A 26,081-nucleotide genomic window follows, 5' to 3' on the forward strand; every position below is an offset into this window, starting at 1 on the left:
GGCGGTGTAGTAGTCTCGGGCGATGCTGCGGCGCGCCGTTTCGACGGCGTCTTCATGGCGGGCCAGCGCCAGCGCCGCCAGCCCGGTCCAGTCGACGGGCTGCCCGCGCACGGCCAGCCACGCGGCGACGGCACGCAGGGCGTCGGCGAAGGCCGGCGTGCCGGGATCGACGCGCAGCAGGCGCAGCAGCCGCGGCTCGGCATAGTCGGTGGCGGCGAGCACGCGGCCGGGGGCGAAGGCGGCGCCGCGGCGGTGGTGGTTGGGCGCCATGCGCGCCATGCCGGCCATCACCATGGCCCAGCCGCGCTCCGTGCCCTCGGCGGCCACGCCCGCGTGCCCGGCGCCTTCGGCGATCTCGGCCAGCAGGCGCCAGAACTCGGGCGCGGCGGGCGCCATGGGATCGAGCCGGCGCAGCCGCGCCACGCCGCCGGTGCCGATGGCCCGGCCGCCGATGCGGCGGGCCAGCAGCGCCACCGCATCTTCCTGAACGCGCGCGGGCGGACGGTCAGGCATCGGCGCGGGCATCGGCGCGGGCGTCCGGTCCATCGGCGGGCTGTCCATCGGCGGGCTCCTGGCTGGGCTCCTGGGTGGCGCGAAGGGTCGGGAAGGTGTGGCGCAGCAGCCCTTCGAAGGCGGCGCCGGCGCGGGCGACGGCGCGCGGGCGGCGGGCGGTGGGGATCGCCATGCCGCCCTCCGCCGCGCGCAGCACGCCGCGCCCGAAGCCGGCCAGCGTGCGCAGCCACGGCCGCTCGTCCCCATCCTCCAGGCGGCTCCACAGCGCCGGGAAGAAGGCGTCGTCCACCAGCCGCTCGAAGCGGTCCAGCCAGGGGTCGGCGCGGCGGTCGTCGTACGTGAGGTCCTTGAGCACCGGCCCGCCCTGCGCCAGCGTCAGCAGCGCCGGCTTCAGCACCCGCAGCCGCATCCTGGCGGCGTCCTCGACCTGCTGCCCGGCCGCCTCGCCGACGCGCTCGGGACTGTCGTCCAGGACGGACCGGGCGCGCGCCGGCACGGGGATCAGGCGCTCGTGCAGCCCCTCGGTGCGGCCCTGGCCGCGCACCAGCACCTCGGCGCACAGCAGCACGTCGCCGGCCGGGTCCTGCGGGTGGGCGCGCTGGGCCGGCGCGGCGTGCGCCCTGTCGGCGCCGATCAAGCGGGCCAGCAACCGGTGGTCCAGGCCGCCGGGCCCCACCGTCAGCGCCGTGCCCTTGGCGTCCAGCGGGATCCACGGGTCGCCGACGTTGCCGCCCAGCTCCGGCGGGGCGATGCGCGGCGTGTTGCTCGGCCGCGTGACGGCGGCGATGCGCCCGGCGGATTCGGTGAGGCGGATGCGCCGGCACACCTCCACGCACCAGGGATCGAGACGGGAGAGCGGCAGCGCCTCCTCGGCGTCCCACGGCTCCAGCCACAGCAGCGCCAGCCCGCCGGCGGCGGGGAATTCCCCATGGTTCGCCAGCACCTCGGCGCGGCCGTCGCGCAGCACGGCGAGGTCGCGCCGCCAGCGCGCCGCCCAGTCGACCGCGGGCGCCCGGCCGACGCGCGGCCGGCTGGCGAAGCCGCCGTTCATGCGCACGATGCCGTAGTTGCCGCGCCCCAGGAAGCCCTGCATGGTCTGCACGTTGACCAGCGCGTAGAGCCAGTGCTCCGGCCGCGGCCGGCCGATGCGGGCCATCTTGACGTCGTGGTCCTTGGCGGTGACCAGGATGTCGAGCCCGTCGGGCGTGTCGATGCGTTTGCCGAACGCCGCCATGCCGCCGACGTGCACCGGCGGTTGCAGGAAGGCCGGCCGCTCCGGCGTGTCGGCGACCAGACACCAGGGGGCGTCGTCCGGCTCTCCCGGCGTCAGCCCGCGCAGCAGCTCCGCCCAGGCCGGCGCGTCGACCGGCGGCGCGTCGAGGCCGGCGCGGTGCAGGGCCAGCGCCGCCACCTGCACGAGCAGGCAATACCAGCCCTGCCGCTGGTACGCCGCCAGCGCGGTGAACGCCTCCACCCCATTGCCGGCCAGCCGCGCGAACACCTCCGGCAGGCTCACCGCCGCCGTCGCGCCATCGCCCAGGCGGACTCCGATCAGCGCATCGGTGAGCAGGTTGTAAGGCGACATCACGCACCCTCATGCCGTCGAATCATGATGGAGGGTTCCGAAAGAGCGGAAGGACGTCGGCCGTCCGTTCCACAACCCATCGGAGATCAATGCTACACCAACCTATTACATCGAGTATCGCGTAATAATCATCCTGCAACCTTCTATGCAGGATTGGTTCATGGTGCGCAATGCGATTCCGCAGGATACGGATCTCATTAGCACGCCGCCGTACGTCCTCACGACTGAGTCCCGGCGGAAGCTGCGGAAAGGCTACCGGCAAACGCTTCGGCCAGCCGAGCGGCACCTCATAACGTCGTGCCAGCAGCGCGACCCAAAACCCGAAGGTGATGTCCGCTACCACGGCATCCACCGGCATGCCCGACCCGGCGTGGCGATTAACGGCCTCGTTCAACTTGTTGTGGTCCGGCGCATCAAGGCATCGCAAAAGGCGTGGCTCAACGTGCCACCCGGCGCCGTAACGGTTGCGCAGCACTGTTACGATCGCATTGCGAAATGCCACCTCCATGATCTGCATGGGCCAGTACAGCGAGGCGCTGAGGAGCGCATTCCAGTGGTATAAACGAAAAGCCCGCGCCCGATCGCCTTGCGCCATCGCCACATACCGCCCAAATCGAGCGGGCGATAGCGCCATTTCGATACTGTCGATGGTGGCGGGCAGACACGAAAAGGGGGCTTGCATCGGCATAGTCCAAATGCCAAATTATGAGCGTGCGCCCCAGGACCAGATCACTGCCGTTCGGCACATCCCCTGGGGACCTCAGTTTCAGGCCGGCGAGAGCAACTCGCCGGCCTTTCTATTTCTGCCGCCGGCCATTCGACCGCAGGGATGTTTTCGCAAATGGACAACCGTAATGGCTTATCGACATGCAAATTAATTTACGCGAGATTCGGCCTGCGTCAACCCCAAAAAAGGAAGCCCCCAATCGCACAAGGCAACTGGGGGCCCACACCAACCCCGCAGGGGCGGGGATAACGCTGTCGACAGGCCTTTACGTGGTCCATCCTCACGAAGTGAGGTCAGCACGCATTTCCACGCAGCCTCCAGGAGGAACCACCACATCCAGGTGGAACACCGCATGAGTGTCGCCCACCCGCACGCAGGTCAAGAAACAACCCAATCCACCAGCAAGATTCGGTTGCCAGAACTGAAGCGACGTCGGATGGTGCTGGAATTCCCAGGGCAGAGTCCCTCCCCGCACATGCGGGGGCACCACGCTGGCCGAGCGCAACGAGCTGGCGCGCAAGGGTCCATCCCCGCACATGCGGGGGCACCTCACTACCGAGCGCAAGGAAGACCACTGCTTGGGGTCTATCCCCGCACATGCGGGGGCACCACGGATCGCCTTGGTCGTCGCCTCGATCTCGAAGGTCCATCCCCGCACATGCGGGGGCACCGGGGACTCGGTGCCGTCGGGGGTGAGATAGACAGGTCCATCCCCGCACATGCGGGGGCACCGCAGCAACAAAGTGACGGCGACCGATTGCAAAGGGTCCATCCCCGCACATGCGGGGGCACCACGGGACCGATTGGGACCACACGCACATCCGCGGGTCCATCCCCGCACATGCGGGGGCACCGACCTGAAGGGGATTAATGCCCATTGGTCCGGGGGTCCATCCCCGCACATGCGGGGGCACCTTGGTCTCGCCGCCGGGGTCGCGCGGGTCATAGGGTCCATCCCCGCACATGCGGGGGCACCGCGGACAGGTAGCCTTCAACGATGTCGTCTTCGGGTCCATCCCCGCACATGCGGGGGCACCGGATGCGCAGCGCCTGGGCCCGCGTGCCGAGGGGGTCCATCCCCGCACATGCGGGGGCACCACGTCGTCATCATGCCCACGGCATTTCCAAGACGGTCCATCCCCGCACATGCGGGGGCACCAAGGCTTGCGTTGCTCGCACCATTCCGGTGCCAGGTCCATCCCCGCACATGCGGGGGCACCTCATCATCCATTCTTCCATGTAAACCTGGGAAAGGTCCATCCCCGCACATGCGGGGGCACCCTGTTGAACTTCGGCACGAAGGTTGCGGGTGGCGGTCCATCCCCGCACATGCGGGGGCACCACCTCATTCGGCTTGCGCCATGCGGCGCCGGAGGGTCCATCCCCGCACATGCGGGGGCACCTCGATGGCCACCACCTCGCCCTTCGCCGCGGTGGGTCCATCCCCGCACATGCGGGGGCACCGCTCCGCTGCGGCTATCGTCACCTCGCCGGCAAGGTCCATCCCCGCACATGCGGGGGCACCGGGCGGGGATCGCTGTCCGTGGCGCTGGTGGGGGGTCCATCCCCGCACATGCGGGGGCACCGAGGGGCGCGCCTTCCTGACGCCGGACGCCGCGGGTCCATCCCCGCACATGCGGGGGCACCGCGCCTGGGGCGTCCCTTGCGCATCGTGAGCGGGGTCCATCCCCGCACATGCGGGGGCACCTGACCGTCTCCGCCCCCGTCGCTGACCGCTCGCGGTCCATCCCCGCACATGCGGGGGCACCTCTATACTCTAACTCATTGTCACTCTTCAATTGTCCAAGGATCCGCCGGTGCATCAACCGCCCGGTCACTCGCGTTTTACGAGCAGGACGCCGTCGTGCTCGACGAGGGTCTTCGCTGGCTCGCCCAGGATCGCCACGCCCTGGCGGGCGGGCAGCGACGGGTCGCGCCACGTCATCACGACCGAGCCGCCGCCCAGCTCGCCGTACCAGGACTCCAGCACCGTCCACACGCGCTCGCGCACGCCACGCGTCATGCCGGGGCTGGTGTAGACGCCGGGGGCGATCTCGACCATGCACGAGGCGAGGAAGCCGCGGAAGCGGTCGGCAACGTCACGCGTCACCACGACGGTCATCGGCATCGAACAGTTCCTTGATGCGGCCGATCATGGCGTCGATCACGCGGTCCTGCCGGAACACGCGGCCGGCCAGCCGGCGGACGTGGCGTTCCAGCGGAACCGCCGGCTCCGCCTCCGCCCGCTTCACCGCCTGGAAGGCGACGGGCAGCGTGACGCGGTCGCGGAACAGGTCGGCCACGTCCAGCACGAAGGCGTTGGCCGAATCCTCGTGGATGAAGCCGAGCTGCGGGATGGCCGCGGTGGCGGCCACGGCGATGCCCGCCGCCGCCTCCACGGCGCTGGCCGCGTGGTTGATCGCTTGGTTGGGCGGGTCGGCGGCGGTAGGCGCGGCGCGGTCGTAGCGGCGCCCCTGCCAGCGCACGCCGTGCCGCTCGGCCAGCAGGCGGTAGGTCTCCTTCATGCGGGCGCCCTCGATGCCGCGCAGCACCTCGATGTCCCGGTGCGGCAGCACCTCGCCCAGGCGCCACGCGTACAGGCGGCGGGCGATCGACAGCCGGGCGCCGTCGGCGTCCGCCCAGGCCCGCGCGTGGGCCCGCGCCAGCCGGCTGTCGTCGGGGCCGAGCGGCGGCGCGGTGTAGAGCCGCACCCCGTCGTCGCCCACGGCCGCCAGCCCGGTGCCGTGCCGGGCGGCAAGGCGCAGCACGTCGTGGCTGACCGTGGTGCCGGGGCCCAGCAGGATCATCGAGACGGTCTGGAACGGGATGGCGTAGTCGCCGGGCGCCAGCTCGGCCGAGCCGGCGCACTGGAAGCGCAGCGTGCCGTCCTCGACGAACAGCGTTCCACGCGACAGCCACAGCAGGCCGTGCCGGTCGGCGTGCGGAATGCGGGCGGTCTCCAGCCCCAGGCGCCCCTTCAGCACCACGCCGCCCTCCCTCCGTTCCAGAAGCACGAGCTGAGCCCGAGTCTCACCCCGCGTGCCGGCGGCTGTCAATCGGCACGCGGCGGTGGAGAGGGCATGCGCGCGAATCCCCGCGGGTGCGGGGGTACGCCATCGACGGTGGCGAAGCCGCACAGCGCGCGGGGGCCATCCCCGTATGGGCGGGGGCACCTGAAGGCAGCGGTGCGCGAGACCCGGCCCCATGGGTCCATCCCCGCATGTTCGGGGGCACCACGCCCGTGAAGCTGGACGGCCAGCAGTGGGAGGGGCCATCCCCGCATGGCGGGGGCACCCCAGGCGGCGGCAACCCACGTCAGCTGGTAGTGGGTCCATCCCCGCATGTGCGGGGGCACCGCCCTCATGCGGTAGGCTTCAATCCTCGCGTCGGGTCCATCCCCGCATGTGCGGGGGCACCAGGGTGATGGTGATGGCCGCGATCTCGTAGAAGGGTCCATCCCCGCATGTGCGGGGGCACCCGCTTGAACCGGTCAGCGTGAAACCCTGATCCGGGTCCATCCCCGCATGTGCGGGGGTACCTCGACGCTGTAGACGCCGGTCGTCTGAATGCCGGGTCCATCCCCGCATGTGCGGGGGCACCGCCTCGCTGTGCGCTTCGGCCACCTTGGCAAGGGGTCCATCCCCGCATGTGCGGGGGCACCCTGAGCAAGTCGCTCAGCGCCTACGGCGAACAGGGTCCATCCCCGCATGTGCGGGGGCACCCTGTTCCGGGGCACGGAAATCGGATCCATCGAGGGTCCATCCCCGCATGTGCGGGGGCACCGAAGCCGTACAGGGTGGAGCGCCCGAAGCGGCGGGTCCATCCCCGCATGTGCGGGGGCACCTGCACCGCCTACACCAACGGCAGCGTGAGCGCGGGTCCATCCCCGCATGTGCGGGGGCACCGCCGAGGCGGCCAAACTGCGGCGAGAGGTCGAGGGTCCATCCCCGCATGTGCGGGGGCACCACGCCGGTGATGACGCTGTCGGCCGTGCCGTCGGGTCCATCCCCGCATGTGCGGGGGCACCCCACGTCGTGATGTTCTCCGGCGGCATCGGGAGGGTCCATCCCCGCATGTGCGGGGGCACCATCGCGCACGAGGCCGGCCTGTCGCAGGACGAGGGTCCATCCCCGCATGTGCGGGGGCACCTTGTCACGATTGCGTATTAGGCGCGCCTATTGAGGTCCATCCCCGCATGTGCGGGGGCACCCGGGAGCATGCGTCGCATCCTTGGCGGCGTAGGGGTCCATCCCCGCATGTGCGGGGGCACCAAATGGCCGGCGGTGGGGGTGCCGCCGGCCGAGGGTCCATCCCCGCATGTGCGGGGGCACCAGGAGGGCGGCGGCTAAGCCGCACAGAGCGCGGGGTCCATCCCCGCATGTGCGGGGGCACCTCGATAGCGCCGACGACGAAATGTCGGCCTGGGGGTCCATCCCCGCATGTGCGGGGGCACCTTGCCGGCGCGCCACCGGAACGAGAATGGCAGAGGTCCATCCCCGCATGTGCGGGGGCACCCAAGGCCAAGCAGCCGGCGTGGCAACGTACGAGGGTCCATCCCCGCATGTGCGGGGGCACCATCGACGTGATGCTCGTCCAGCGGCTTTGGTGGGGTCCATCCCCGCATGTGCGGGGGCACCCGCACCTGATCGTCGATGGACCGTTCGTGCTGGGGTCCATCCCCGCATGTGCGGGGGCACCCTGAGCAAGGGAAACAGCGGCGTGAAGGTGGCGGGTCCATCCCCGCATGTGCGGGGGCACCCCAGTTCGCGCGACTTCTTGCCGCCACCCAGGGGTCCATCCCCGCATGTGCGGGGGCACCTTGGCGAAGGCGTCGCTCAGCTTCCGGGCGATGGGTCCATCCCCGCATGTGCGGGGGCACCGCAAGGAAAACGAAGACCCTGATATTGCAAGAGGGTCCATCCCCGCATGTGCGGGGGCACCGCGGACAGGCAGCCTTCGACGATGTCGGCTTCGGGTCCATCCCCGCATGTGCGGGGGCACCGGCGGCCCGGACGCCAAGCGCATGGGCGTGGAGGGTCCATCCCCGCATGTGCGGGGGCACCGGTGCCAAGTCGGCTTGCGTGAAGGTCACGCCGGGTCCATCCCCGCATGTGCGGGGGCACCTCTCGGGTGTAAGTCGCTGTCAGTCTTCGATTGTTCAAGATTCCGCTGGTGCATTTCCGCATAACACGCTCGCCTTGTGCGAGCAAGGCGGCGCGGTCAGCCAGCCTCTGCGGGGCGCAGGCCCAGGCGGTCGTAGCGGAGGTCCAGCGCGCCGAACCGGAACGTCAGGCCGTCCGTGGCGGCCGCGATGCGCTCCGGCACGGCGTCCGCCGGGACGCGGCCGGCGGCCAGCCAGCCGGGAACGGTGACGCCGCCGATCGCGACGCCGAAGGGGCCGCGGACAGGCGGGTCGAACAGGGCCAGCCGGTCGTCGGCGCCCAGCCGGGTGCGGATCTCGGCATCGGCCTCCTGGAAGGCGTCCGGCAGCGGCCCCCGCCAGTCCAGCGCGTTGAGCCGCGCCAGCGTGCGCTGCGCCGCCTCGCCGCCGCGCAGCCGCCGGTCGAGCGCCGGCCATGCGCCGCCCAGCTCCACCGCCAGCGCGGCCAGCGCCTCGGGATGCGTGGACGCCTCCACCAGCGGGCGGTTCATGGCGGGAAGGTCCAGCGCCCCGCCGGCGGCCAGCGCGCGCCGCGTCGCCTCGACCGCCAGCAGATCGGGATAGACCGTCCCCAACCCGTTCAGGCCGCGCCGCACCACGCCGTCGACGGCGATCAGCGCCGCCAGCGCCCCGGTGTCCGGCGCCAGCACCACCGCCGTCGCCGCGGCGAATCCGTCGGGCCGCGCGCGCTGGTGGCGGTGTAGCCGGCCGAACCGCTGCAACAGCACGTCGGCCGGACACAGGTCGGTGATCATCAGGTCGGCGTCGAGGTCGAGGCTCTGTTCAGCCGTCTGCGTCGTCACCGCCACGGCGCCGCCGGGTCTTGCCCCCTTGCCGAAGCGCTCCTCCAGCGCGGCGTCGAGCCGCAGCCGATCCTCGCGGGCGAAGCGGGAATGGTGGGCCACCGGCACGCCCTCGCAGGCGAGAAGCAGGCCGGCATCGGCCCCCGCCGCAGCCCTCCAGGGCGAGCTGGACGGCGAGCGCGCCGCGCACCGTGTTGCGGATCACCAGGACGCGGGCGCCGCGGCGGGCGGCGGCGAGCGCCTCGGCGGCGATGGAGTCCGCCTCCGCCGCCGCGTCGGCAAGGCGGATGGTGATGCGCTTCGCGGTCCCGCCCGCGGCGATGGGCGGGCCGTCCCCGGCGCGCGTCGCCAGCAGCGGATAGGGCACGGCGACCGCTTCGGCGAGCGGCGGCGTCGCCGACGCCGGCCGGCCGAGCAGGCGGGTGCGCGCCGCGGCACCCAGCGTCGCCGACAGCAGCAGGGCGTGGCCGCCCGCCGCCCGCAGCAGGTCGAGCAGCACGCCCAGCAGCGTCGCCATGTAGGGGTCGGAGGCGTGCACCTCGTCAACCACGACGAACTGGCGCAGCACGGCGGCGCCGCGCAGGTGCGCGTGCTTGACCTGCAAGGCGGCGAGCAGCACCTGGTCGATGGTGCCGACGGCGATCGGCGCGGCGCAGTACCGCTTGGGATGCTCGGCCGCCCAGCCGCGCCCGTCGGCACCCGGCCCGCCGTCCGGCCACAGCACGCCGAAGCCCGGCAGCCGGCCTTCCGCCGTGCCGTCGTCCACCCGCATATAGCCGGGCACGGCCAGCACTACCGGCGGCGCGTCGGCGCCCAGGATGCGTGCGACGGCATCGTGCACGCGCGCGTGGATCTGCACCGCGGCGGTGCGGGTCGGCAGGGCGAAGTACAGCCCGTCCACCGCCCCCTGCCGGAACAGCTCCAGGAAGCGGCGCAGCGCCGCCTCCGTCTTGCCGCTGCCGGTCTCCGCCTCCAGGATCGCCAGCCCGCCGTCGTCGGCGCCGTCCAGCGCCTCGACGGCGCGTTGCGCCGGGCGCGGCTCGACGCCGAACAGCGCCTGGAAGGACGGCAGCCGGTCGCCCAGGCGCCGCCGCGCGGCGTCCGTGTCCAGGCCGATGGCGGCCAGCGCGTGGCGCGCCCGCTCACGCGCGAAGGCGATGCGGTCGCCGTCGCCCGGCGCGGCGTAGGGAAAGAACGCCGCGTCGGAGCCCAACCAGTCGGCCAGCATCAACAGCCCGCAGAAGGCGTGCACGAAGGGCTCCGCCGCCGGCAGCGGCTCGCCGAGCTCGAACGCCTGGGGGAACCACGCGCGCGCCGCGGCGGCGAGGCCGGCGATGCCCTGCACCGGGTCGCGCCCGCCGGCCGCGCTCCACAGGGCGGCGTCGGCGCTTTCGCCCTGCGCCGGGGCGCCATGGTGGGCGAGGATGGCGCGCAGGTACGCGTCGACGCCCTCCGGCGGATCGCACCAATCGGCCATGGCCGGCAGGCCGAGCGCAGCGATGACCGCGCGTCTCAGCGGCCGGTTCCGCGGCACGGTGTCGTCCAGCAGGGCCAGCAGCGGGCCGACATGGCCGGCGCCCCTGCCCTCGCCCCGGATGCGGCGCTGGAAGCCGTGGTTGACCTTGCCGGCGTCGTGCAGCGCGGCCAGGACGCACAGACGGTGCCGGTGCACCTCGGTCAGCCGCACGCCGCCGGCCGCATGCTCCAGGCGGTCGCGGATGACCGGCCGCTCCAGCAGCGCCTCCAGACAGGCGGCGACGTCGGCGCAATGGCCGAGCAGCGGGTGGAACTCCAGCACCTCGCCCACGCGGTGGGCCTTGGCCTGGAAGAAGAGGGATTGAGGGGTCATGGCGGCACGCCACCGCCAAGCGCCCCTGCACCGCCTTCCCGCTCTGCACCAGCCGCGTCCTGCCCGGGCGCGGAGCTGTTGGGGAAGGGAGTGCACATGGATGCCTTCGAGTTGGCAATTGGTCTGCCCTCAGCGTCTCACCGTTCGCGCTGGCCGGCAAGTCGGCCCTGGGGATGCAGTTGCCAAGTGGCTCCGCAGGGCTGGGGGCATCGTTCTACGGCACCGGAAACGCCATGCGCTCGTGACGCCATGATCCGCAGGAAGGCCAGGCTGAGAGATTGACAATTAGCCCGGCCCCTAACGTCTACGGATCATCCACATGCTGGGAGAAACGAGAGCGGAAGCAGCCTCGCGACGCGCGCTGATCGAGACACTGCCCATCGGCGACATGCCCCATGCCGAATTGCTGGGGCGGGTTCGCGACCGGCTGTGCGCCGATGCGCTGGCGATGGGCCTCACGCTGGTGGTGTCCGACAACTGGTGCGAGTTGGAGGCCATCAACCGACGCAATCTCGCGTCCTGGGTGCCGATCCTGCACCGCGCGGCGTCGCTGCCCAGCTTCTGGGTGGGCGCGGTGGACACCGCCGGCGACGGCGACGTGGTGGCGGTGCAGGCCGGGCTGCTGGTCGACTGCCGGGCGCACTCGTTCGCCGATCACTTGGCGGCGCTGGAGCTGTTCTACGATGACCCCGCCGACGCTCCGGCCGGCGAGCGGTGCTTCGTCGGTGACGGGCCGGCGCACGAGACTTTCGGGCCGGTGTGCTGGATCGCCGCCGGCTGGAATCGGTCGGACTGGCGCGGGCGTGGGCTGTTCCACCTAGTCGGCCGGGCAGTGCGGTTGCTGTCCTGGGCGCGCTGGCAGCCGTCGTGGTGGTGTGGCGTCGTCACGCCCGACGTGGTGCCGGCCTGGGCGACGAAGCGCGCCGGCCCGCGCCACCTGGACCGGCGCCCCACCATCCTCTACCGGCAAGCCGGCGTGGAGCGCCCGCCGCTGCACTTCCTGCGGCTGGGCCGCGGGGGCGTGCAACAGGACTTCGGGCGCCTCGTGCACGGCCGGCCCCATCAGTGAAGGGCGATGGCGGACAGGATGGCACGCCGGCCGTCCGCCGCCTTCCAGCCGCACAAGACGTGCGTGTAGGGCCGCCCCTCCGCCCACGGTCCGTGCATGGTCACGCGGTTGTGCAGCGGCTCCCCGCCGTCGATGGCCTCGGCATAAAGCGGCGCCAGCGCGTCGGGGAACTCGACGTGAGGGTTTTCCATGTGCGGCCGGCCCATATGCCGGCGCGCCCACCCCCGCCCCAGCATGGCGATGGTCGGGCAGCCGATGTAGCGGAACCGCAGCGGGCCGGCCGGCGTGTCGCTGGCCAGGAAAGTGCAGCGCTCCAGCAGGCCGGCACGCTTCAAATTGGCCACCAGCGCCGGGTTCAGCGTCTCATGCCGGCGGCACTCCGCGATGACGGCGGCCTGCCAGTCGGCGACGACGGCGCCGCGCCGACGCTCGATCTCCAAGTGGATGGCCGGCGCACGAAGCGCCGGCCGCTGCGGTATGATGCAGGCCACGGCGGTCATGCCGCGCGCTCCCCCTTAAACGCTTCCACCGCGGCGGCATAGGCGTTTGCGAACCGCTTCAGCGTGATACCGGCCGCAGCAGCACCAGCCTGGACCATGGCATCCGTAGGCGATTGGGGCATGCAAAGCGGTTCAGGAGCAGCGTTCTCGAAGGCTGCCACCGTGTCGGCGAAGGCATCGGGCTCGACTACCGGAGCCATTACAAGCGCTTCGACCTCCGAAATGACATCCCAGAGCGCCTTGGCTCGCGAATCGTCGACAATGGCGTCTTGCAGCGACCCCCCTTCAACCAACGCCTTCCAGGCAGCAGGGCTGTCATGGATTCCGCTCACCAGGTAGCGCAGCTTGGCGGCAATGCCGACAGGCGTATGTGCAGGGTGGCTCTCGAGAACCTCGGCGCACGCGGTCACTCGACGCTGCGACTCACCGTCTTTGTCTGGATGGGTTGCCTGCCCCATTTCGGCAACCGCGGCGACATAGCCCGCCCAGGCCAATACGAGAAGCTGGTCAGCAGGAGGGGCGCCTGCCTTCGATTGAGCTTGAGGGCTGCCTAACACCTTGGTGGTTGACATAATTTCTCCTACAGCGGTGGCCGAAGTGGCGTGATCTGAGGCTACCCCATTGCGAATGGCCTAACCTCATGCCAAAGTATTGACCTAACCCTATCGATTGGTCAATATAAAAGCACAACATCATGACAGAATGCGTTATCACCCCTGAGCAAAGCCGCGCCGGTCGTGCGCTGCTGGGCTGGAGCCAGCAGGAGTTGGCCGCACGTGCGAAGGTCGCAAAGCAGACGCTCGCCGACTTCGAGCGCGGCGCGCGAAACCCCTATTACCGGACGCTGACCGACATCCGGGCTGCCCTTGAGACCGGCGGCGTGGCGTTCATCGGCAGCGGCGAGACCTCTGAAGGAGGAGGAACCGGCGTCAGGCTGAAGCAGGAAATCTCTGGCAGCGGTTAACCGCGACTCCAACACGGGCAGCCCCGCTAGCCAAGCCCCTCAATGTTGTCAACGTGCCTCAGACGGGGCGCCGAGAGCGTCAACCCTGCTTCAGGATGCCGTCGCTCGCACATCACCAACGACGCATGCTCGAGATCAGAAGATGACATTCGATAATCGCTACACCAATCTATTCGACCTGGCTCAGGATTGGGCCTTGCAGTCAGGAGATGAAATTGGTGTTGTTATCGAACGTATACTTCATTGGGCCGCCATCGGTTGGTTCTACGGAAAAAATGGATCTGGCCTTGTCGATGAACAATACGCCCCTACTGATCGCCATCTTCTCCCTGAGTTCGTAAGGAAGGCAAAAGGAACGCAAATCGATAGCCATAATAATATTCCTGAAAAATTCATAGCGTTTTCAAGAAAAAATCTTATCTCACATGAAGCGGTGAAGGATTTTTGCGTCAAAAAACGCATTTTACCGCCGTCCATCATTGATGAAAAATGGGTTCATCTATCAGACTACTTCCCACTTGGAAAAGCGGAACTCGCACCACCGCCCTGCCCATATGAGTTGCCACGGTACTGGACGCTTGGACAGGCCCTTGCATGGATCATCTATCTCGACACAGGAAGTATCCCCGATGACCCAGATGCTTGCGATTCAACATTGCGGCATCTCTGGCGAGCAGGCCTGGAGAACGGAGCATGCGCACGAGCATTCACGGAGATCAAGGAAAACGTGTGGCAGTTCCCCTCAGATACAAGCGGCATATTCCTTGAAGAAGGCGCCGCAGCTTCCATGAGATTACCGATTACCGCCATACAATGGAAGCAATCCACACTGCAACAAGATGGAACATCACTTTCGATAGACCCCAACATTCATTGCATAAGCGTGCTAATTTCCAGTGCCGACGTAAAGTTAACTTGGCCAGCCTCACCTACTGCACACTCACGCCACGTGAAACCACCGGTCGCAGTTTCGGGTGCTGTCGGCCATAGGCTTCCAGAAGGGGAAGCCGTGGAAAGGCGGGAGGCGCGCCCCCAGCGAGGTAAGACGGCAGAAGCTTGGGCTTGGTTTGAAGCTAACATCACCTCATACCCATACAACGGAGAGACTTTGAAGAAGGATTGGTATGGCAAATGCGCGTCCAGCCTAGGCATTGGGCAAAAGACAGTTGAGGTTTATTTCAAAAGATGGAGTGACAAACGGAGGTAACAGTAACAAACAACAGGCAACAGTTACCTGTTACCGTTTGCGCTCCTTTGCTGAGCTTTGACAATCATTGATGCACCGCCCCACCAGGGCGGCGAACTCATCAGTGAGGCTCCAATGTTCCAGCATCATACCGAAACAAATACTGTAAGGGCCAGCGCCACCCCGCCCCAGAACGCAGAGCGCTCCGCCATATTGCTTGTTCCCGACGAGCACCTGTGTTCTCGCAGGGAGGCCGCCGAGCTTCTGAGCGCCATGGGCCTGAAAACGTCGCCAGCGACCTTGGCAACTTGGTTCACTCGACGTTCCGACGGGCCGCCCGTTGAGCACTACGGACGCTTCGCGAAGTATCAGGCTGGCACTCTCCGCCGCTGGGCGCTCACCAAGCTCTCTAAGCCACGCCGCTCGTCTTCCGAACCGAAGACGGTGCTGTGATGACCTGGCTGCCGGACAAGAAGATCCCCCGCCGCTCCGTGGAAGGGCTCGGCGGGGGCAGTCATTGCGCAGTGAGTGGGTCCCCTCAAGGTGCCGTCACGACCCGGCGTCGTCTCGCCGCTCCGCCGCGTAAGGAGGTGCAGATTCCCGGCTTCCCCACGATCCGCGTCGCCACCATCACGGAGCTGCGTGAAGGGCTGGACGAGGACATGGAGCGGTTGTGCTGGCAGCGGGGCCCGATCGACACAGTCGACATGGAGAGCCTCGGCAACCGGATGGCCACGCTGGCAGCGCGGGAGGAGAGCGAATCATGAAGGCGCCTCCCCACAACGAAGAAGCCGAGCAGGCGCTCCTGGGCGCCTTGCTGGTCAACAATCGGGCCTTCGAGAAGGTGGCCGAGTTTCTGCGGCCGGAGCACTTCTACGACCCCGTGCACCAGCGCCTCTATGGGGCCATCGCGGATGCGGTCAGCGATGGGCGCAGTGCGGACCCAATCAGCCTGAAGCGCTACTTCGACGCCGACCTGGACCTGGTTGTGGACGGCGGCGCGAAATACCTGGCCGAGTTGGCTGCCAACGTGGTGACGGTGGTAAACGCCCGGGAATACGGGCGGGAAATCGTCGAGCTGTATATGCGCCGCCAGATGATCGAGGCCGGCCATCAGCTCATTGACTTCGGATACCTGCCGGACGACCAGCCGGCGGAGCGGCGCCTGGAGGAGATCCAGGGTGCGCTGTTCACGTTGGCCGAGCGCCAGGACGGCAACGCCATCGTCAACGCCGGTACGGCCGTTGCCGAGACTCTCAGCCGGATTGAGGCCGCATGGAAGGCGGGCGGTGCCGTCGCCGGCGTCACCACTGGCCTGCACGACTTGGACCGAATGACCGGCGGCATGAAGCCTGGCCAGTTGTGGATCTGCGCCGGCCGCCCGGCCATGGGCAAGTCCGCGATGGCCATCACCACCACCGCTCGCAAGGCCGCCCAGTCCGGCGTCCCGGTGGCAATTTTCTCGGCCGAGATGACCCGTGACGGGTTGGTTGCGCGCTGGCTCGCTGCCGAAACCGGCATCAGCACCCAGCAGCAGGACCGAGGCGAACTCGATCCGGCCAGTTGGCTCCAGCTCCAGCGGGCCGGCGAGCGTTTGGCCAAGCTGCCGGTGTTCATCGACGACAGCGACACGCTGACGCCGATGCGGCTGCGCCAGCGCATGCTGCGCTTGCGCCGCCAGAAGAAGGTTGGGCTGGTCATCGTTGATCACCTTCAGCGCATGAACGGCGACCGTGCGTATCGCAGCGACTATGAGGAGCGCTCCGCGACCGTGAAGGCGGTGAAAAGCGCGGCGAAAGCCGCTGGCGTTCCCGTGATGCTGCTCTGCCAGCTCAGCCGCAAGGTCGAAGAGCGCGAGGACAAGCGCCCCCAGCTCTCCGACCTCCGTGAGTCCGGCCGCATCGAGGAGGAGGCCGACGTCGTGCTCGCCCTGCACAGAGACGAATACTACGCCTCCAAGGAGGAGCCTGTGCAGCGTGGCGAGGACGACGGCAAGTTCAATGACCGCCACGCCCGCTGGCAGCAGCGCATGAGCGCCGCGCGGGGGGTCGCCGACTTCCTCGTGCTCAAGCAGCGCGACGGGCGCACCGGTGCCGTGCAGGCGCATTACGACGCCGAGCGCACCCTGTTCAGCGACTTGGCGAGGGAATGATCATGGTCGATTGGTTTCGCTCCTGGCACGGCGCCCCGACCGATACGAAGCTGACGCTGGTCGCCCGTAAGGCTGGCGTTACGCGCGCGCTCGCCGTCGCGACATGGTGGCTCCTTCTCGACACCGCCTCCCAGGCCGAAGACCGCGGAAGCATTGCGGGAACCGACCCGGAGGTGATCGCCTGTGCTCTCGATGCGGATGAAGACCATATCCGCGCCCTGATGGACGCCTTCGAGCAGCGGGGCATGATCGCTGCTGGCCGAGTTCAGAAATGGGATAAACGCCAGCCCAAGCGGGAACGTGAGAACGATAACTCGGCTGAGCGCGTCCGCGCCCACCGAGAGCGGGAAAGGCAGAAGCGTGGCGTTGCGGACGATGTAACGCCGCGTAACGCCATGGAACGCCCGGAAACGCCCAGAGCAGAGCAGAACAGAGAAGAACAGAACAAAGCAGAGGAAGCTGCTCCGCGCGAGGGATGGCGTGATGTGGGCCCTCAGATCGTCGCCATGCTGGGTTGGGATCAGTTGCCGACCCCCAGGCCCTACAGCGCCGTGCGGCAGTGGATCGCCGATGGCGCGGACCCGGAGTGCGATATCCTGCCCGCCATCCGCGACGCCATCGCCGACGGTCGTGCGGCTCGAGCCAATTCGCTGAACTACTTCTGGCCCGCCGTCCAGGAGCGCCGCGACAGGCGCCGTCAGGCCGAAACATCGGAGAGGTTCGTTGGCGAAGATCTCCGCCGAGCCCAGTGGCGCCCCCGCCTGATCGGCTTTCGGGACAGTGGCTTCTGGCTTTCCGAATGGGGTGCCAAGCCGGGGCACCAGCCGCGTGCTGGGCAGGCACCGTGCGGTGCCCCTGCCGATCTTGTGAGCGAAATCCTCGGGCAGATGGAGGCTGTCGGGTAGGCCCCCCGCCGCCACACATGCCTCGCCCAGCGCGGAACGACCAAGGTGCCTCCCTGGCCTTCCCGACGCCGCGCTGATCCTTCGCTGAAACCGGAGCCCCCGATCATGACCGTTCGCTCATACCTCGCCAAGTTCCAGCCCGAGCTTCCTGCTGATGATTCGGAGATCCGCTCGATGGCCGCAGCAGCTTGGCATCGGCGCCGCGGCCTGTTCATCACCACCAAAGACCTGGAGCGGATGCGGCCGGGTGACAGGGAGACGATCGAACGTGTCGGAGCGCGCCTGTCCGGCCGCCGGTCTGATTAATCAGCGATGGTCACCACCGCTCCCGCATGGGCGCGTGGTTGGCTGCTCACCAGTTCGGTTCACCCTGGGCATCAGCATCCCCCCGAGTGGACAACGGCACACGTTACCCACGCGTGCCTCACGCGTGAACAGCATCAACGCGAACAGCACAACTACCCTCTGAGCGTGCATTTTTCTATGACACGAACAAGTATCGCGGGTACGCTTGAAGCCGAAACCGCACACGAGGCCGCCGTGCTCCGAATCGCAGCAATCAGCACCTGCATTTTCATGACGATGGGCAGCGCCCTTGCACAGGGCGTCGGGGGATTGGAGCAGTTGAACAGGTCTGCGCTGGCAATGGCGCTTCCTGGATTCCAGCAGACAGATCAATCCCTTAACCAGCTGCTCGCGGACGGCTTCGAGCTGAAGAGCGTCAGCGACGGTGCATCCGGAACGCTCTTCGCGCTCCAGCGGCGGTCCACCGTCGCGATCTGTATCGTCGCCGGGTTCTCCGGAACAGCATGCGTCCTGTCGCTCGAGCCCGCTGCCGCAGCCCAGGAAGCCGAGAGGCGCAGCAGGGTTCGATAAAGCAGGGCCCATCAACCAGTGCCCCTTGATCCGGCTCGATAGATCGGAGCCCCGCACCTGACGTCCCCGCCCTCTCGCTTCAGAAGCCCGCGGTGGCCGTCGGCGCGATCAGCACCAGCGATGGCATCTCCGGCGTCGGCGATGGGTTCAGGATGCAGCGCATGAGGGGTTTCATCCTCGGGTGACCAACCGCCCGAATCCCGCAGCCGCAGATCTCGTCGACCCTCGGCGCCGCGGCGCCGCACGTTGGGCAGAGGCAGGTTGCGCCGTTCCTCAGGAGCCGGCCACCGCACACGCGGCACGCATGGTCGAGAATGGCCCAGCTCTCCCCCATCATGCCCGCGCCTCCAGCAGCAACGCCGGCCGGCCGAAGGCAACAGAGCCCGTCGACGTTCGGGCAATCGCAAGCATCGCCTCGACCCGGCTGGCGACGCGATCGAAGACCTCGACGCGCACGGCGTTCCCATCGTTCACGGCCAGGACCTGGCGATGGAGCTTCGCCGTCAACCGCGGGATGGTGCCCTTGGCGTTCCGCCCCTTGATCACCTCGCGCTCGCGGTTGTAGCAGGAGACGCACAGGCGCCCCTTGATGATCCTGGCGGCCGAGCGCTGGCAGCGCGGGCAGATGCACGACAGGGCGTCGCCGGTAACGGTGGCGACGGGCATGGGCTTGCCGGCACTCGCCGCACCGACGGGGCAGGACCGGCAGTGCCACAGCCCTTCCCACGGCTCCGGCCGCTTGCGCTGGGCAGCCTGCCAAGATGCCGCGCAGCTCGTCACCGACAGTGAGCAGGAGCGCCGTTCGCAGCGGAAAAGGTTGAGACTGCCCCCCTCACGTTCCACCGACACCGCGCGCTCCGTTCCTGTAGACGACACGAGCACGATTAAGCCGTCACGACTTGGCTTCAGGCACCTCCCGCACCGCTCGTACGAAACAGCCAAGCCCCCGCCCTCCCAGCTTCCCCTATTGCTCGGCGCCCAAAAGTCGTGACGGCAAAAATCACCGAAATGGGCCGGAATGAGGGGAAAAGGTATGAGATCCAACTTCGACCTGCTTTTGGATGATCTTGCGGCGTGCCAGCGGGAGGGCCTGGAGAAGGCGCAGCGCATGCCGGAGATCATGTACGTTGACGACGTCCAAGGCATGCAGCGCCTCGCCAAGGCGATGGAGAAGGAGGCGCAGCGCCGGAGCGCAGAGGAACGCCAAGCGCAACAGGAACGGGACGCCGCTGCGCTGGACCAGCGGGTCCGCGAGACCTTCGCTAAGGCCCGTGCCGTTCTTCACGAGGACGTCATGGAACGCCGTGTGACCGCCCATGAGGCGTCGAAGCGCGAAACTGCCCTCCACCACCTGGCCGTCCGGTTCGGCCTCACCGTCCGCCTCCGGTGATCCCCATGAAAACGGATCTCGAGGCGAAAGCCGCTCTGGCCGCACAGCAAATCGAATTGACGAAAGTCACCATCAGCGAAGCGCTGCTCACCGGCAACGACACGGCCGACGCCAGGGCTCGGCTCGCGGATCTGGAACGCGAACACGCGAGCTTCCTGGGCGCCATCGCCGACGAGAAGGCGATGCATGACGCCCGACAGGAGCGGCTGCTCGAAGACCGCGCTTCCAGCCTCGCAGCGGCGTCGGCGGAGCGGATCTCCCAGCGGATGGCGGCCTTGGCCATCCCCAACCAGCCTGTCGTGCGGAGCTGATCATGTCCGGGGTGCGCATCCCGATTACCGCTGATGCCTCCTCCGTCAGCAACGCCTTCGAGCAGATCCGCACCGCGATCCGGCGCGCCGGGCAGGAGGGGCGCGCCTTCAAGGATCTCGACCTGTCGCATCCGGAGCTGAAGGAGGTTTCCGCCGACCTCCAGCGGATGCAGAAGAACTACGAGGACCTGCTGAAGATTGGCCGCGGCGCTACGGCCGCCGCGGTGCGCGGCATCGGCGCTGAAGACTGGGGCGGCTGGTACGATCAGCACGTGCGGGCGTTCCCCGACGAGAGCGACCGCCGCCGGCACACCGTCCAGGCCGGCCGCTATATCCTGAACGGCACCCGGTTCACGCCTCCCTCGCCGGGCGGCGGCGGCGGCGGGGGCGGCGGTGGCGGTGGGGGCGGCGGGGGCGGCGGTGGAGAAGGTGGGACACCGGGCGGCGGTGCGTCTCCCGGCGGGGGCGGTGGTTCCGGCGGCGGCGGTTTCGGCTCCTCCATGCTGGCGTTCGGCAGGACCGCGATCCCCTGGATGCTCGGCCTCGCCGGTATCCAGAAGATCGGCTCGATGGTCGCCACCGGGGCCAGCCAGGGGCAGGATGAGGCGGTTGGCGTCGACCAGTTCTGGCGCCACCTGCGCGACGCCGGCACCGACTTCCGTGAACTGCGCCTGCGCGTGCGCGAAACCTCGGAAGGGCTGGGGATCACGCACGCGGAGTCGCTGCGCCTGTCGCAGACCTGGACGCAGCTCACCAACGAGACGCACTCCGCCCGGGTGCAGGACCAAGTGCGGTTCGGCGCTGGCTTTGCCCGCGGCTACGGCATCGACCCAGGCTCGATGGTGGCCGGGCTCGGGCGCGCCGCCTACCTGGGCGAGGACCCCAAGCGCTTCGCGCTGATGCTGGGCGAGGCCGTGCGCGAGGGCGGCATGTCCGGGCAGGTCGAACAGACCATGCAGGCGCTGCTGCGCTGGTCGGAGGGCGCGTCGCGCCACCTGATCAACCGCACAAACGTCGAAGACTGGGCCGGCATGTACGCGGGCATGAACGCCACCGGAATGGCGGGCCTGAAGGGCGCGGCGGCCGAAGCGCTGATCAACCAGATCAACAGCGCCGTGATGCAGGGCGGGGCGGCCGGCGATGCCTCCCTGCACCTCACCTATCGGGCCCTGGCGCGCCGCAGCATCACGGACCCCTACCAAGCCGAATATCTGCTGGCCGGCGGCATGTTCGAGACACCGAACAAAGCATTTGGCCACGGTGACCGCGTCACCAATTTCGAGATGATGCGCGAAGAATTCAATCTGCTTTACAAGGGAGTGTCGGAGTACAGGAAGTATCACGCGCTCGCTCGCCATTTCGGCATCAACATCCGGCAGGCGGAAGCCCTCAGTCAATTTCACTATGGCGACGTGTCCACGGCCAACCACTGGCTGCAACGTGCCGGTATCAGCCTGGGCAACGTCGACTCTTCGGCGCTCGCTGACATAGCGAGCGTGATGGGCGCCAGAGATCTCGACGCGTGGCGCTCGAAGGTGCTGGGACGCAACGACGTCAGCGACGCCGAGAAGGTGACGCTGAAGGCGCTACAGGGCGAGGATCTTCGGCAGGAACTTGTACGCACGCTGGCCGCCCACGGGATGGAGAAGACCGAAGGGACGCGCGTCGTCGAGACGATGGCCGGCCTGTCCAACAAGCTGACCGAGATCGGCTCCAACCTGTTGCCGCTGACCACGAACATCCGCGACCTGACGGCCGATCTGCTAGGACAGGTGACCAAGTTCGCCGACCCGCTGGGCGATGCGATGCGCGCCATGATGGACGGCGACAAAGCCGCGGCGAAGCGCCTCGAGGACGACCTTGAGCGAAAGCTGGCGCCGCACCGCCCCTGGCGCAACGGCGCTCCCGTGCCCAGCGCGCCGGACGCGCCGCCGGCGCCCAGCGCCAGCCGGCCCGCCATCCCTCCGCCGCCGCCCCTGCCTGGGCTTCCTGGACTCCCGACCCCGCCCGGGGCTTCTCCAGCGCCGTCCGCCCCGGCGGTCATACCGACCGGCGGCCCGGCGTCGGACACATTCCTGAACACGCTCGAGGCAGTGGAAAGCGCCGACGGCACGCAGCAGGGCAACACCCGCACCAGTGCCCGCGGCTGGCACCAGTTCACCAAATCGACCTGGCTGGCGGCGGTGAAGAAGTACGGGGGCTTCCGCACCGCCGGGATGACGGAGGAACAGATCCTCGCGCTGCGGCACAATCGCGACTTCTCGCGCCAGATGGCGTCGCAGCACCTGGAGAACGACATCGCGCCGGCGCTGAAGGCCGGCGGCGCCGATGTCACGCCGCTGGGGCTCTATGCCGGCTGGCATTTCGGCCCGGGGAAGGCGGCCGAAATCATGCGCTCCGACAACAACGTGATGATGGAGAGCATCGTCGGCGACCGCGCCGCCAACGCCAACCCATACCTCAACGGCATGACAGTCGGTCGCTGGCGTGAGCTGTTCGGCAAGAAGTTCTCCGGCGTCGGCGCGGCCGGCGGCGACACGGCGCCGAAGGCGAAGAAGACCAGCCGCGGCCCGGCCGCGCCGGAAGCGGGAACGCCGCTGCCGCCGTCGGACCCCCGGACCTTCACGGGGCGCGAGAACCTTCAACTCGGCGGCACGATGACGGTGATCCACGAGACGCCGGCGGGGGAAAAGATCAAGGAGGAGGAGATCCCGCTGACCACCATCAACCAGCCTGGGGCGTACGGGTTCACCGGATGATTACTGCATACCGACCGTGGCCTTCTGCCCGCCAGGTCAAACTCGTAGAGCGCCGCGCTGGCAGGAACCAAGTCGCGGCAAGCTCCTCTATTCCCCGCTCAAACTCCAAGTGATGAGGACGAAGATGACCGAGACCTCTGCAATCCGCTCCGCCGCCCAACAGCTCGCCAGCGCCGAACTGCGCGAGAGGGAGGCCGCACAGGTGCTGGCTGCCGCCCGCGCCAAGCACAACCAGCTCAGCGAGCGCATCGACGATCTGCGCAGCCGGCGTAGCGCCATCGTGGACAGCGCGCGGCAGGGCAACAAGAACGACCAGAAGCAACACGCCCTCCAGCTCGCCGTCGTCGATGCGGACCTGGAGGACTTGGCCAAGATGCTCGACGAGGCGGGCGAAGCGGTGACGGCGGCCAGAGGCCGCCACGTCGACGCGCAGAATGTGGCGACGATGGCGCGCCAGCAGTTCCAGATCGCGGAGGACGAGGCCACCGAGGCAGCCCTGGTCGAACATGCCAATCACCTGGACAAGCTGCTGAGGTCGACCATGGGCGACATCGCGGCCATCGGTCAGAAGCTGCGCCGCCACCGGCCCGCTTGGCTGGGCTCTGACGAGCTATATGCCGATCTGCGCCACCTCCGTCTCATTTCGGGGCGTGGTTGATCGCCATGGGCACCACTACGACCGAGGGGCGCCGGGTCGGGCGCGGCGCCACACCACTGGCGGCGGCAACTCGCCGGCGGCTGCTGAAGGGGCTGCTGGTCCGTGCCGAGCAGGGTGATGTGCTCGCGGCGGAAGCCCTGATCAGGTTGAGCCTGGAGGCAGAGCGAATCGCTCAAGACCACACCACGACATGACGGGTGTGCGCATCGAACTGGCGGAGCCGACGCGCACATTTCCACGCGTCCCAACGGCAATGGGACACCGAGGTTGGAATTCTCTAGAATCCCACTTCCGTCCCATTGCGACTCGGTGTCCCGTTTTTCCCGTGTCCCATTTCCCGATCAACCGATCGCATCACCTGCATGGGAGAACAGGGTCAAACGTCACTGTTTCCAAGGGTTTCCTCTTGGAACCGACCTGCCCTTCGCGCGGCACGTTCCTGGATTGCGCGCTGGATGTGATCTGGGATGGGCATCGCCGGGCTGATCTTCGGCAACCGGCAATCCATGTAGTCGAACTTGTCGTGCAGTTCAGGTGGGATCTGTAGGTCGCTGGCCATGGTGCCTCCTCTGTTCCAGATGGTGTCCCCTTCACCGTCCCCTGTCCACAGGACGATGGGACGTCAACAGGATGAACCACCGGCGCGTGCACTGGGGAAAGCAGCGCCCGGCCGGCGGCCAAGCCGCCGGGAGGCTCCACCCGAGCTGCCCTCTTCGAGCCGAGCCCCAAAAACCCTGAGTTTCGGCCGGCTGCGGGCCAGCCCGCCCTACCGGAGCAATGCCCGACACGGCGATTGCTATATGATTGCTGGCCCGCCATCCCTTTTGAAGGAACACAAGGCGGAAACATTTAAGATATTGATTTTAAAGATGGTGCGGGCGGGGGGACTCGAACCCCCACGCCTTGCGGCTTCGGATTTTAAGTCCGATGCGTCTGCCTGTTCCGCCACGCCCGCTCCCCGGCGGTGTTTCGCCGAGTGGTTGTTATCAACCACGGCTTTGACACGCGCCCGTGCGGGGTGGATAGCCGCTGTCGCGCGGCGGGTCAAGTGCGTGTGGACATTGTCCCGCGCGGGCCTATCGTGAAGACGGCGCATGGCGCGATGAGGGTAAAAGCAATGGCGGAAAGCGATTGGCTGCGGCTGGTGGGGCTGCTCATGGTGATGATCATCGTGGTGCCCGGCGCCATCGCGCTGAACCGGCACACGTGGCTGCGCAACACGGCCATCTGGCTGGCCGTGCTGGCGGCGCTGGTCTTCGTCTACCAGACCTTTGGGCCGTTCTAGCCGGGCCGTTCTAGTCGCCGCCGGCGTAGGGGTCCTCGCCGATCGACATCACGCCCACGCACATCGCCACCCCGCCGAACGTCGTGATCAGGCCGAAGAACAGCAGGAACGTGGCCATCAGCCACTGCTCGCTGCCGGTCACCAGCGTGCCCAGGTTGGCGATGTCGAAGACCAGGATGCCGATGCCCAGCACCACCGCCCCGGCCGCGCCGGAGGCAAGATGCTGGAGAAGGAAGAGGACGGCGGCTTTCTCGTACGGCTTCATGGTGCGACACGCATCCGTTCAATGCCCAACTCTAAGAGTTGGTTTGGTTCGGACCCGCGACAATCCGCCGCACCGATATAGCCACCCGCTCCTTCGCCGAACCCTCCCCGCCGAACCGCCTAGCCCTTCGCGCCGATGGTCAGGGCGGGTGTGCCGCCGAGGGTGCGGACGATGCCGCACAGCTCCTCCGCCGCCGTGTCCAGCGCCGCCTCGTCGGTGCCGCGCAGGACGAGGCTGACCCCGAAATCGCCGCGCCGGAAATAGGGATAGCTGCCGATCTCCAATTGCGGGTACCGCTCCTGCAACGCGCCCAGGTCGGCGGCGAGGCGCCCCTCGGCCAGTTCGCAGCTGACCGTGCGGGCGTGGATGGGCGGGCCTCCCCTGAGGCGCGGCAGGACGCTGTCCAGCATCGCCTGCATGATGTTGGGCACGCCGGCCAGGACGAAGACGTTGCCGATCTGGTAGCCGGGGGCGGCGCTGATCGGGTTGTCCACCAGGATGCCGCCAGCCGGCACGTTGGCCATGCGCAGCCGCGCCTCGTTCAGCTGCTGGCGCCCGGCGTAGTGGCGCTCCAGCCGCTCCACCGCGTCCGCGTTGCGCTCAAGCGGCACGCCGAAGGCCCTGGCGACGCATTCGGACGTGATGTCGTCGTGCGTCGGGCCGATGCCGCCGGTGGTGAAGACGTAGGTGTAGCGGGCGCGCAACGCGTTCAGCGCGTCGACGATCTCCTCCGGCACGTCGGGGACGACGCGCGCCTCGCGCAGGCGGATGCCGATCTCCCCCAGTTTCTCGGCGATGTGCGGCAGGTTGGCGTCCTTGGTGCGGCCGGAGAGGATCTCGTTGCCGATGATCAGCACGGCGGCGGTTGGATTGGGGGCGGTGGGGTTGGCATCTGAGGAAGTCATGGCGTCCGGTTCGTTTCTGATGGGCCGCCTGCCAAGGTGAGGCCGGCGGCGGGATTGTCAACGGGGTGCCGGTGAAGGGGATTTTGAGACACGGATGGACACGGATTTTGCACGGACGGACACGGATAAAAAATCATTCGTGTTGATCCGTGGCCGGCGCAGCCGGCATCCGTGTGCATCCGTGTCTCCTGCCCGTTGCCAAGGCAGCGCTGTTGCGG

General features: G+C 68.3%; 27 protein-coding genes, 1 tRNA gene and 2 CRISPR repeat arrays. Of the genes, 14 read left to right on the forward strand and 14 right to left on the reverse strand.

Annotated features, from left to right (window positions below; genetic code table 11):
• The 7 genes from casB to VED21_RS23630 all read right to left on the reverse strand — a co-directional run.
• On the reverse strand, positions 1-474 hold a 474-nt coding region (gene casB / locus VED21_RS23605; protein WP_324886635.1), incomplete at its 3' end, for a type I-E CRISPR-associated protein Cse2/CasB.
• A 31-nt stretch (positions 475-505) separates the two neighbouring features.
• A complete protein-coding gene (locus VED21_RS23610) occupies positions 506-2,098 on the reverse strand; it encodes a hypothetical protein (protein WP_324886637.1) in 1,593 nt (530 codons plus the stop codon).
• A gap of 22 nt (positions 2,099-2,120) precedes the next feature.
• Positions 2,121-2,786, reverse strand: a complete 666-nt coding sequence (locus VED21_RS23615; protein ID WP_324886639.1) for a hypothetical protein — start codon at positions 2,784-2,786, stop codon at positions 2,121-2,123.
• A gap of 498 nt (positions 2,787-3,284) precedes the next feature.
• Positions 3,285-4,594: a CRISPR direct-repeat array (repeat unit 29 nt; unit sequence GGGTCCATCCCCGCACATGCGGGGGCACC).
• A 65-nt stretch (positions 4,595-4,659) separates the two neighbouring features.
• Positions 4,660-4,953, reverse strand: a complete 294-nt coding sequence (gene cas2e / locus VED21_RS23620; RefSeq protein ID WP_324886641.1) for a type I-E CRISPR-associated endoribonuclease Cas2e — start codon at positions 4,951-4,953, stop codon at positions 4,660-4,662.
• Positions 4,925-5,812, reverse strand: coding sequence for a type I-E CRISPR-associated endonuclease Cas1e (cas1e, locus tag VED21_RS23625; protein WP_324886643.1), 888 nt, complete (start codon positions 5,810-5,812; stop codon positions 4,925-4,927). The genes cas2e and cas1e overlap by 29 nt, the downstream gene beginning before the upstream one ends.
• Before the next feature lie 340 nt (positions 5,813-6,152).
• Positions 6,153-7,949: direct repeats of the CRISPR family, unit length 29 nt; unit sequence GGGTCCATCCCCGCATGTGCGGGGGCACC.
• 96 nt (positions 7,950-8,045) lie between these two features.
• Positions 8,046-8,855: a hypothetical protein gene (locus VED21_RS39020; RefSeq protein ID WP_414638291.1), complete on the reverse strand. Its 810-nt coding sequence runs from the start codon at positions 8,853-8,855 to the stop codon at positions 8,046-8,048.
• Entirely contained in the window at positions 8,770-10,638 is a 1,869-nt protein-coding gene (locus VED21_RS23630; protein ID WP_324886645.1) for a CRISPR-associated endonuclease Cas3'', read from the reverse strand. The genes VED21_RS39020 and VED21_RS23630 overlap by 86 nt, the downstream gene beginning before the upstream one ends.
• Positions 10,639-10,957: 319 nt before the next feature.
• Here VED21_RS23630 and VED21_RS23635 point away from each other — a divergent pair, with 319 nt between their 5' ends.
• On the forward strand, positions 10,958-11,707 hold the full coding sequence (locus VED21_RS23635; protein WP_324886646.1) for a hypothetical protein: 750 nt from the start codon (positions 10,958-10,960) through the stop codon (positions 11,705-11,707).
• On the opposite strand, the gene VED21_RS23640 is transcribed toward VED21_RS23635, so the two are convergent.
• Positions 11,701-12,207, reverse strand: coding sequence for a hypothetical protein (locus VED21_RS23640; protein WP_324886648.1), 507 nt, complete (start codon positions 12,205-12,207; stop codon positions 11,701-11,703). The two genes, VED21_RS23635 and VED21_RS23640, sit on opposite strands and share 7 nt — an antisense overlap.
• On the reverse strand, positions 12,204-12,779 hold the full coding sequence (locus VED21_RS23645; RefSeq protein ID WP_324886650.1) for a hypothetical protein: 576 nt from the start codon (positions 12,777-12,779) through the stop codon (positions 12,204-12,206). The genes VED21_RS23640 and VED21_RS23645 overlap by 4 nt, the downstream gene beginning before the upstream one ends.
• A gap of 122 nt (positions 12,780-12,901) precedes the next feature.
• Between VED21_RS23645 and VED21_RS23650 the strand changes: the two genes are divergently transcribed.
• From VED21_RS23650 to VED21_RS23680, 7 genes are all read left to right on the forward strand, one after another.
• Positions 12,902-13,171, forward strand: coding sequence for a helix-turn-helix transcriptional regulator (locus VED21_RS23650; protein ID WP_324886652.1), 270 nt, complete (start codon positions 12,902-12,904; stop codon positions 13,169-13,171).
• A 142-nt stretch (positions 13,172-13,313) separates the two neighbouring features.
• Positions 13,314-14,378: a hypothetical protein gene (locus VED21_RS23655; RefSeq protein ID WP_324886654.1), complete on the forward strand. Its 1,065-nt coding sequence runs from the start codon at positions 13,314-13,316 to the stop codon at positions 14,376-14,378.
• A 431-nt stretch (positions 14,379-14,809) separates the two neighbouring features.
• Positions 14,810-15,124, forward strand: coding sequence for a hypothetical protein (locus tag VED21_RS23660; protein ID WP_324886655.1), 315 nt, complete (start codon positions 14,810-14,812; stop codon positions 15,122-15,124).
• A complete protein-coding gene (gene dnaB / locus VED21_RS23665) occupies positions 15,121-16,509 on the forward strand; it encodes a replicative DNA helicase (protein WP_324886657.1) in 1,389 nt (462 codons plus the stop codon). Before VED21_RS23660 ends, dnaB begins: the two co-directional genes overlap by 4 nt.
• A complete protein-coding gene (locus tag VED21_RS23670; RefSeq protein WP_324886659.1) occupies positions 16,506-17,414 on the forward strand; it encodes a hypothetical protein in 909 nt (302 codons plus the stop codon). The genes dnaB and VED21_RS23670 overlap by 4 nt, the downstream gene beginning before the upstream one ends.
• A 105-nt stretch (positions 17,415-17,519) precedes the next feature.
• Positions 17,520-17,720: a hypothetical protein gene (locus VED21_RS23675; RefSeq protein ID WP_324886661.1), complete on the forward strand. Its 201-nt coding sequence runs from the start codon at positions 17,520-17,522 to the stop codon at positions 17,718-17,720.
• Between the two features lie 6 nt (positions 17,721-17,726).
• Positions 17,727-18,290 carry a hypothetical protein gene (locus VED21_RS23680; protein WP_324886663.1) on the forward strand — a complete coding sequence of 188 codons (564 nt, stop codon included), beginning with the start codon at positions 17,727-17,729 and terminating at the stop codon, positions 18,288-18,290.
• A 333-nt stretch (positions 18,291-18,623) separates the two neighbouring features.
• Here VED21_RS23680 and VED21_RS23685 read toward each other — a convergent pair whose 3' ends face one another.
• On the reverse strand, positions 18,624-19,139 hold the full coding sequence (locus VED21_RS23685) for a hypothetical protein (RefSeq protein ID WP_324886665.1): 516 nt from the start codon (positions 19,137-19,139) through the stop codon (positions 18,624-18,626).
• 184 nt (positions 19,140-19,323) lie between these two features.
• Between VED21_RS23685 and VED21_RS23690 the strand changes: the two genes are divergently transcribed.
• The 5 genes from VED21_RS23690 to VED21_RS23710 all read left to right on the forward strand — a co-directional run bounded on the left by VED21_RS23690 (position 19,324) and on the right by VED21_RS23710 (position 23,602).
• A complete protein-coding gene (locus VED21_RS23690; RefSeq protein WP_324886667.1) occupies positions 19,324-19,680 on the forward strand; it encodes a hypothetical protein in 357 nt (118 codons plus the stop codon).
• 5 nt (positions 19,681-19,685) lie between these two features.
• Complete coding sequence (locus VED21_RS23695; protein ID WP_324886669.1) at positions 19,686-19,991, forward strand: hypothetical protein; 306 nt, start codon at positions 19,686-19,688, stop codon at positions 19,989-19,991.
• Between the two features lie 2 nt (positions 19,992-19,993).
• Positions 19,994-22,750 (forward strand): hypothetical protein, encoded by a 2,757-nt coding sequence (locus VED21_RS23700; protein WP_324886671.1) that lies wholly within the window; start codon positions 19,994-19,996, stop codon positions 22,748-22,750.
• 124 nt (positions 22,751-22,874) lie between these two features.
• Positions 22,875-23,408: a hypothetical protein gene (locus VED21_RS23705; protein WP_324886673.1), complete on the forward strand. Its 534-nt coding sequence runs from the start codon at positions 22,875-22,877 to the stop codon at positions 23,406-23,408.
• Positions 23,409-23,413: 5 nt separating this feature from the next.
• A complete protein-coding gene (locus VED21_RS23710; protein ID WP_324886675.1) occupies positions 23,414-23,602 on the forward strand; it encodes a hypothetical protein in 189 nt (62 codons plus the stop codon).
• Positions 23,603-23,784: 182 nt separating this feature from the next.
• Here VED21_RS23710 and VED21_RS23715 read toward each other — a convergent pair whose 3' ends face one another.
• Together VED21_RS23715 and VED21_RS23720 are read right to left on the reverse strand one after the other, a co-directional pair.
• The gene (locus VED21_RS23715) at positions 23,785-23,967 is read right to left on the reverse strand and encodes a hypothetical protein (RefSeq protein WP_324886677.1); all 183 of its coding nucleotides are present in this window, start codon (positions 23,965-23,967) and stop codon (positions 23,785-23,787) included.
• A gap of 311 nt (positions 23,968-24,278) precedes the next feature.
• Positions 24,279-24,363, reverse strand: a tRNA-Leu gene (locus tag VED21_RS23720).
• 162 nt (positions 24,364-24,525) lie between these two features.
• Between VED21_RS23720 and VED21_RS23725 the strand changes: the two genes are divergently transcribed.
• A complete protein-coding gene (locus VED21_RS23725; RefSeq protein WP_324886680.1) occupies positions 24,526-24,693 on the forward strand; it encodes a hypothetical protein in 168 nt (55 codons plus the stop codon).
• Between the two features lie 10 nt (positions 24,694-24,703).
• On the opposite strand, the gene VED21_RS23730 is transcribed toward VED21_RS23725, so the two are convergent.
• Positions 24,704-24,958: a hypothetical protein gene (locus VED21_RS23730; RefSeq protein WP_324886681.1), complete on the reverse strand. Its 255-nt coding sequence runs from the start codon at positions 24,956-24,958 to the stop codon at positions 24,704-24,706.
• 119 nt (positions 24,959-25,077) lie between these two features.
• Positions 25,078-25,863 (reverse strand): competence/damage-inducible protein A, encoded by a 786-nt coding sequence (locus tag VED21_RS23735; RefSeq protein WP_324886682.1) that lies wholly within the window; start codon positions 25,861-25,863, stop codon positions 25,078-25,080.
• Between the last annotated feature and the right edge of the window lie 218 nt (positions 25,864-26,081).

Source organism: Azospirillum sp. (assembly GCF_035627195.1).
In the GTDB taxonomy this organism is placed as follows: domain Bacteria; phylum Pseudomonadota; class Alphaproteobacteria; order Azospirillales; family Azospirillaceae; genus Azospirillum.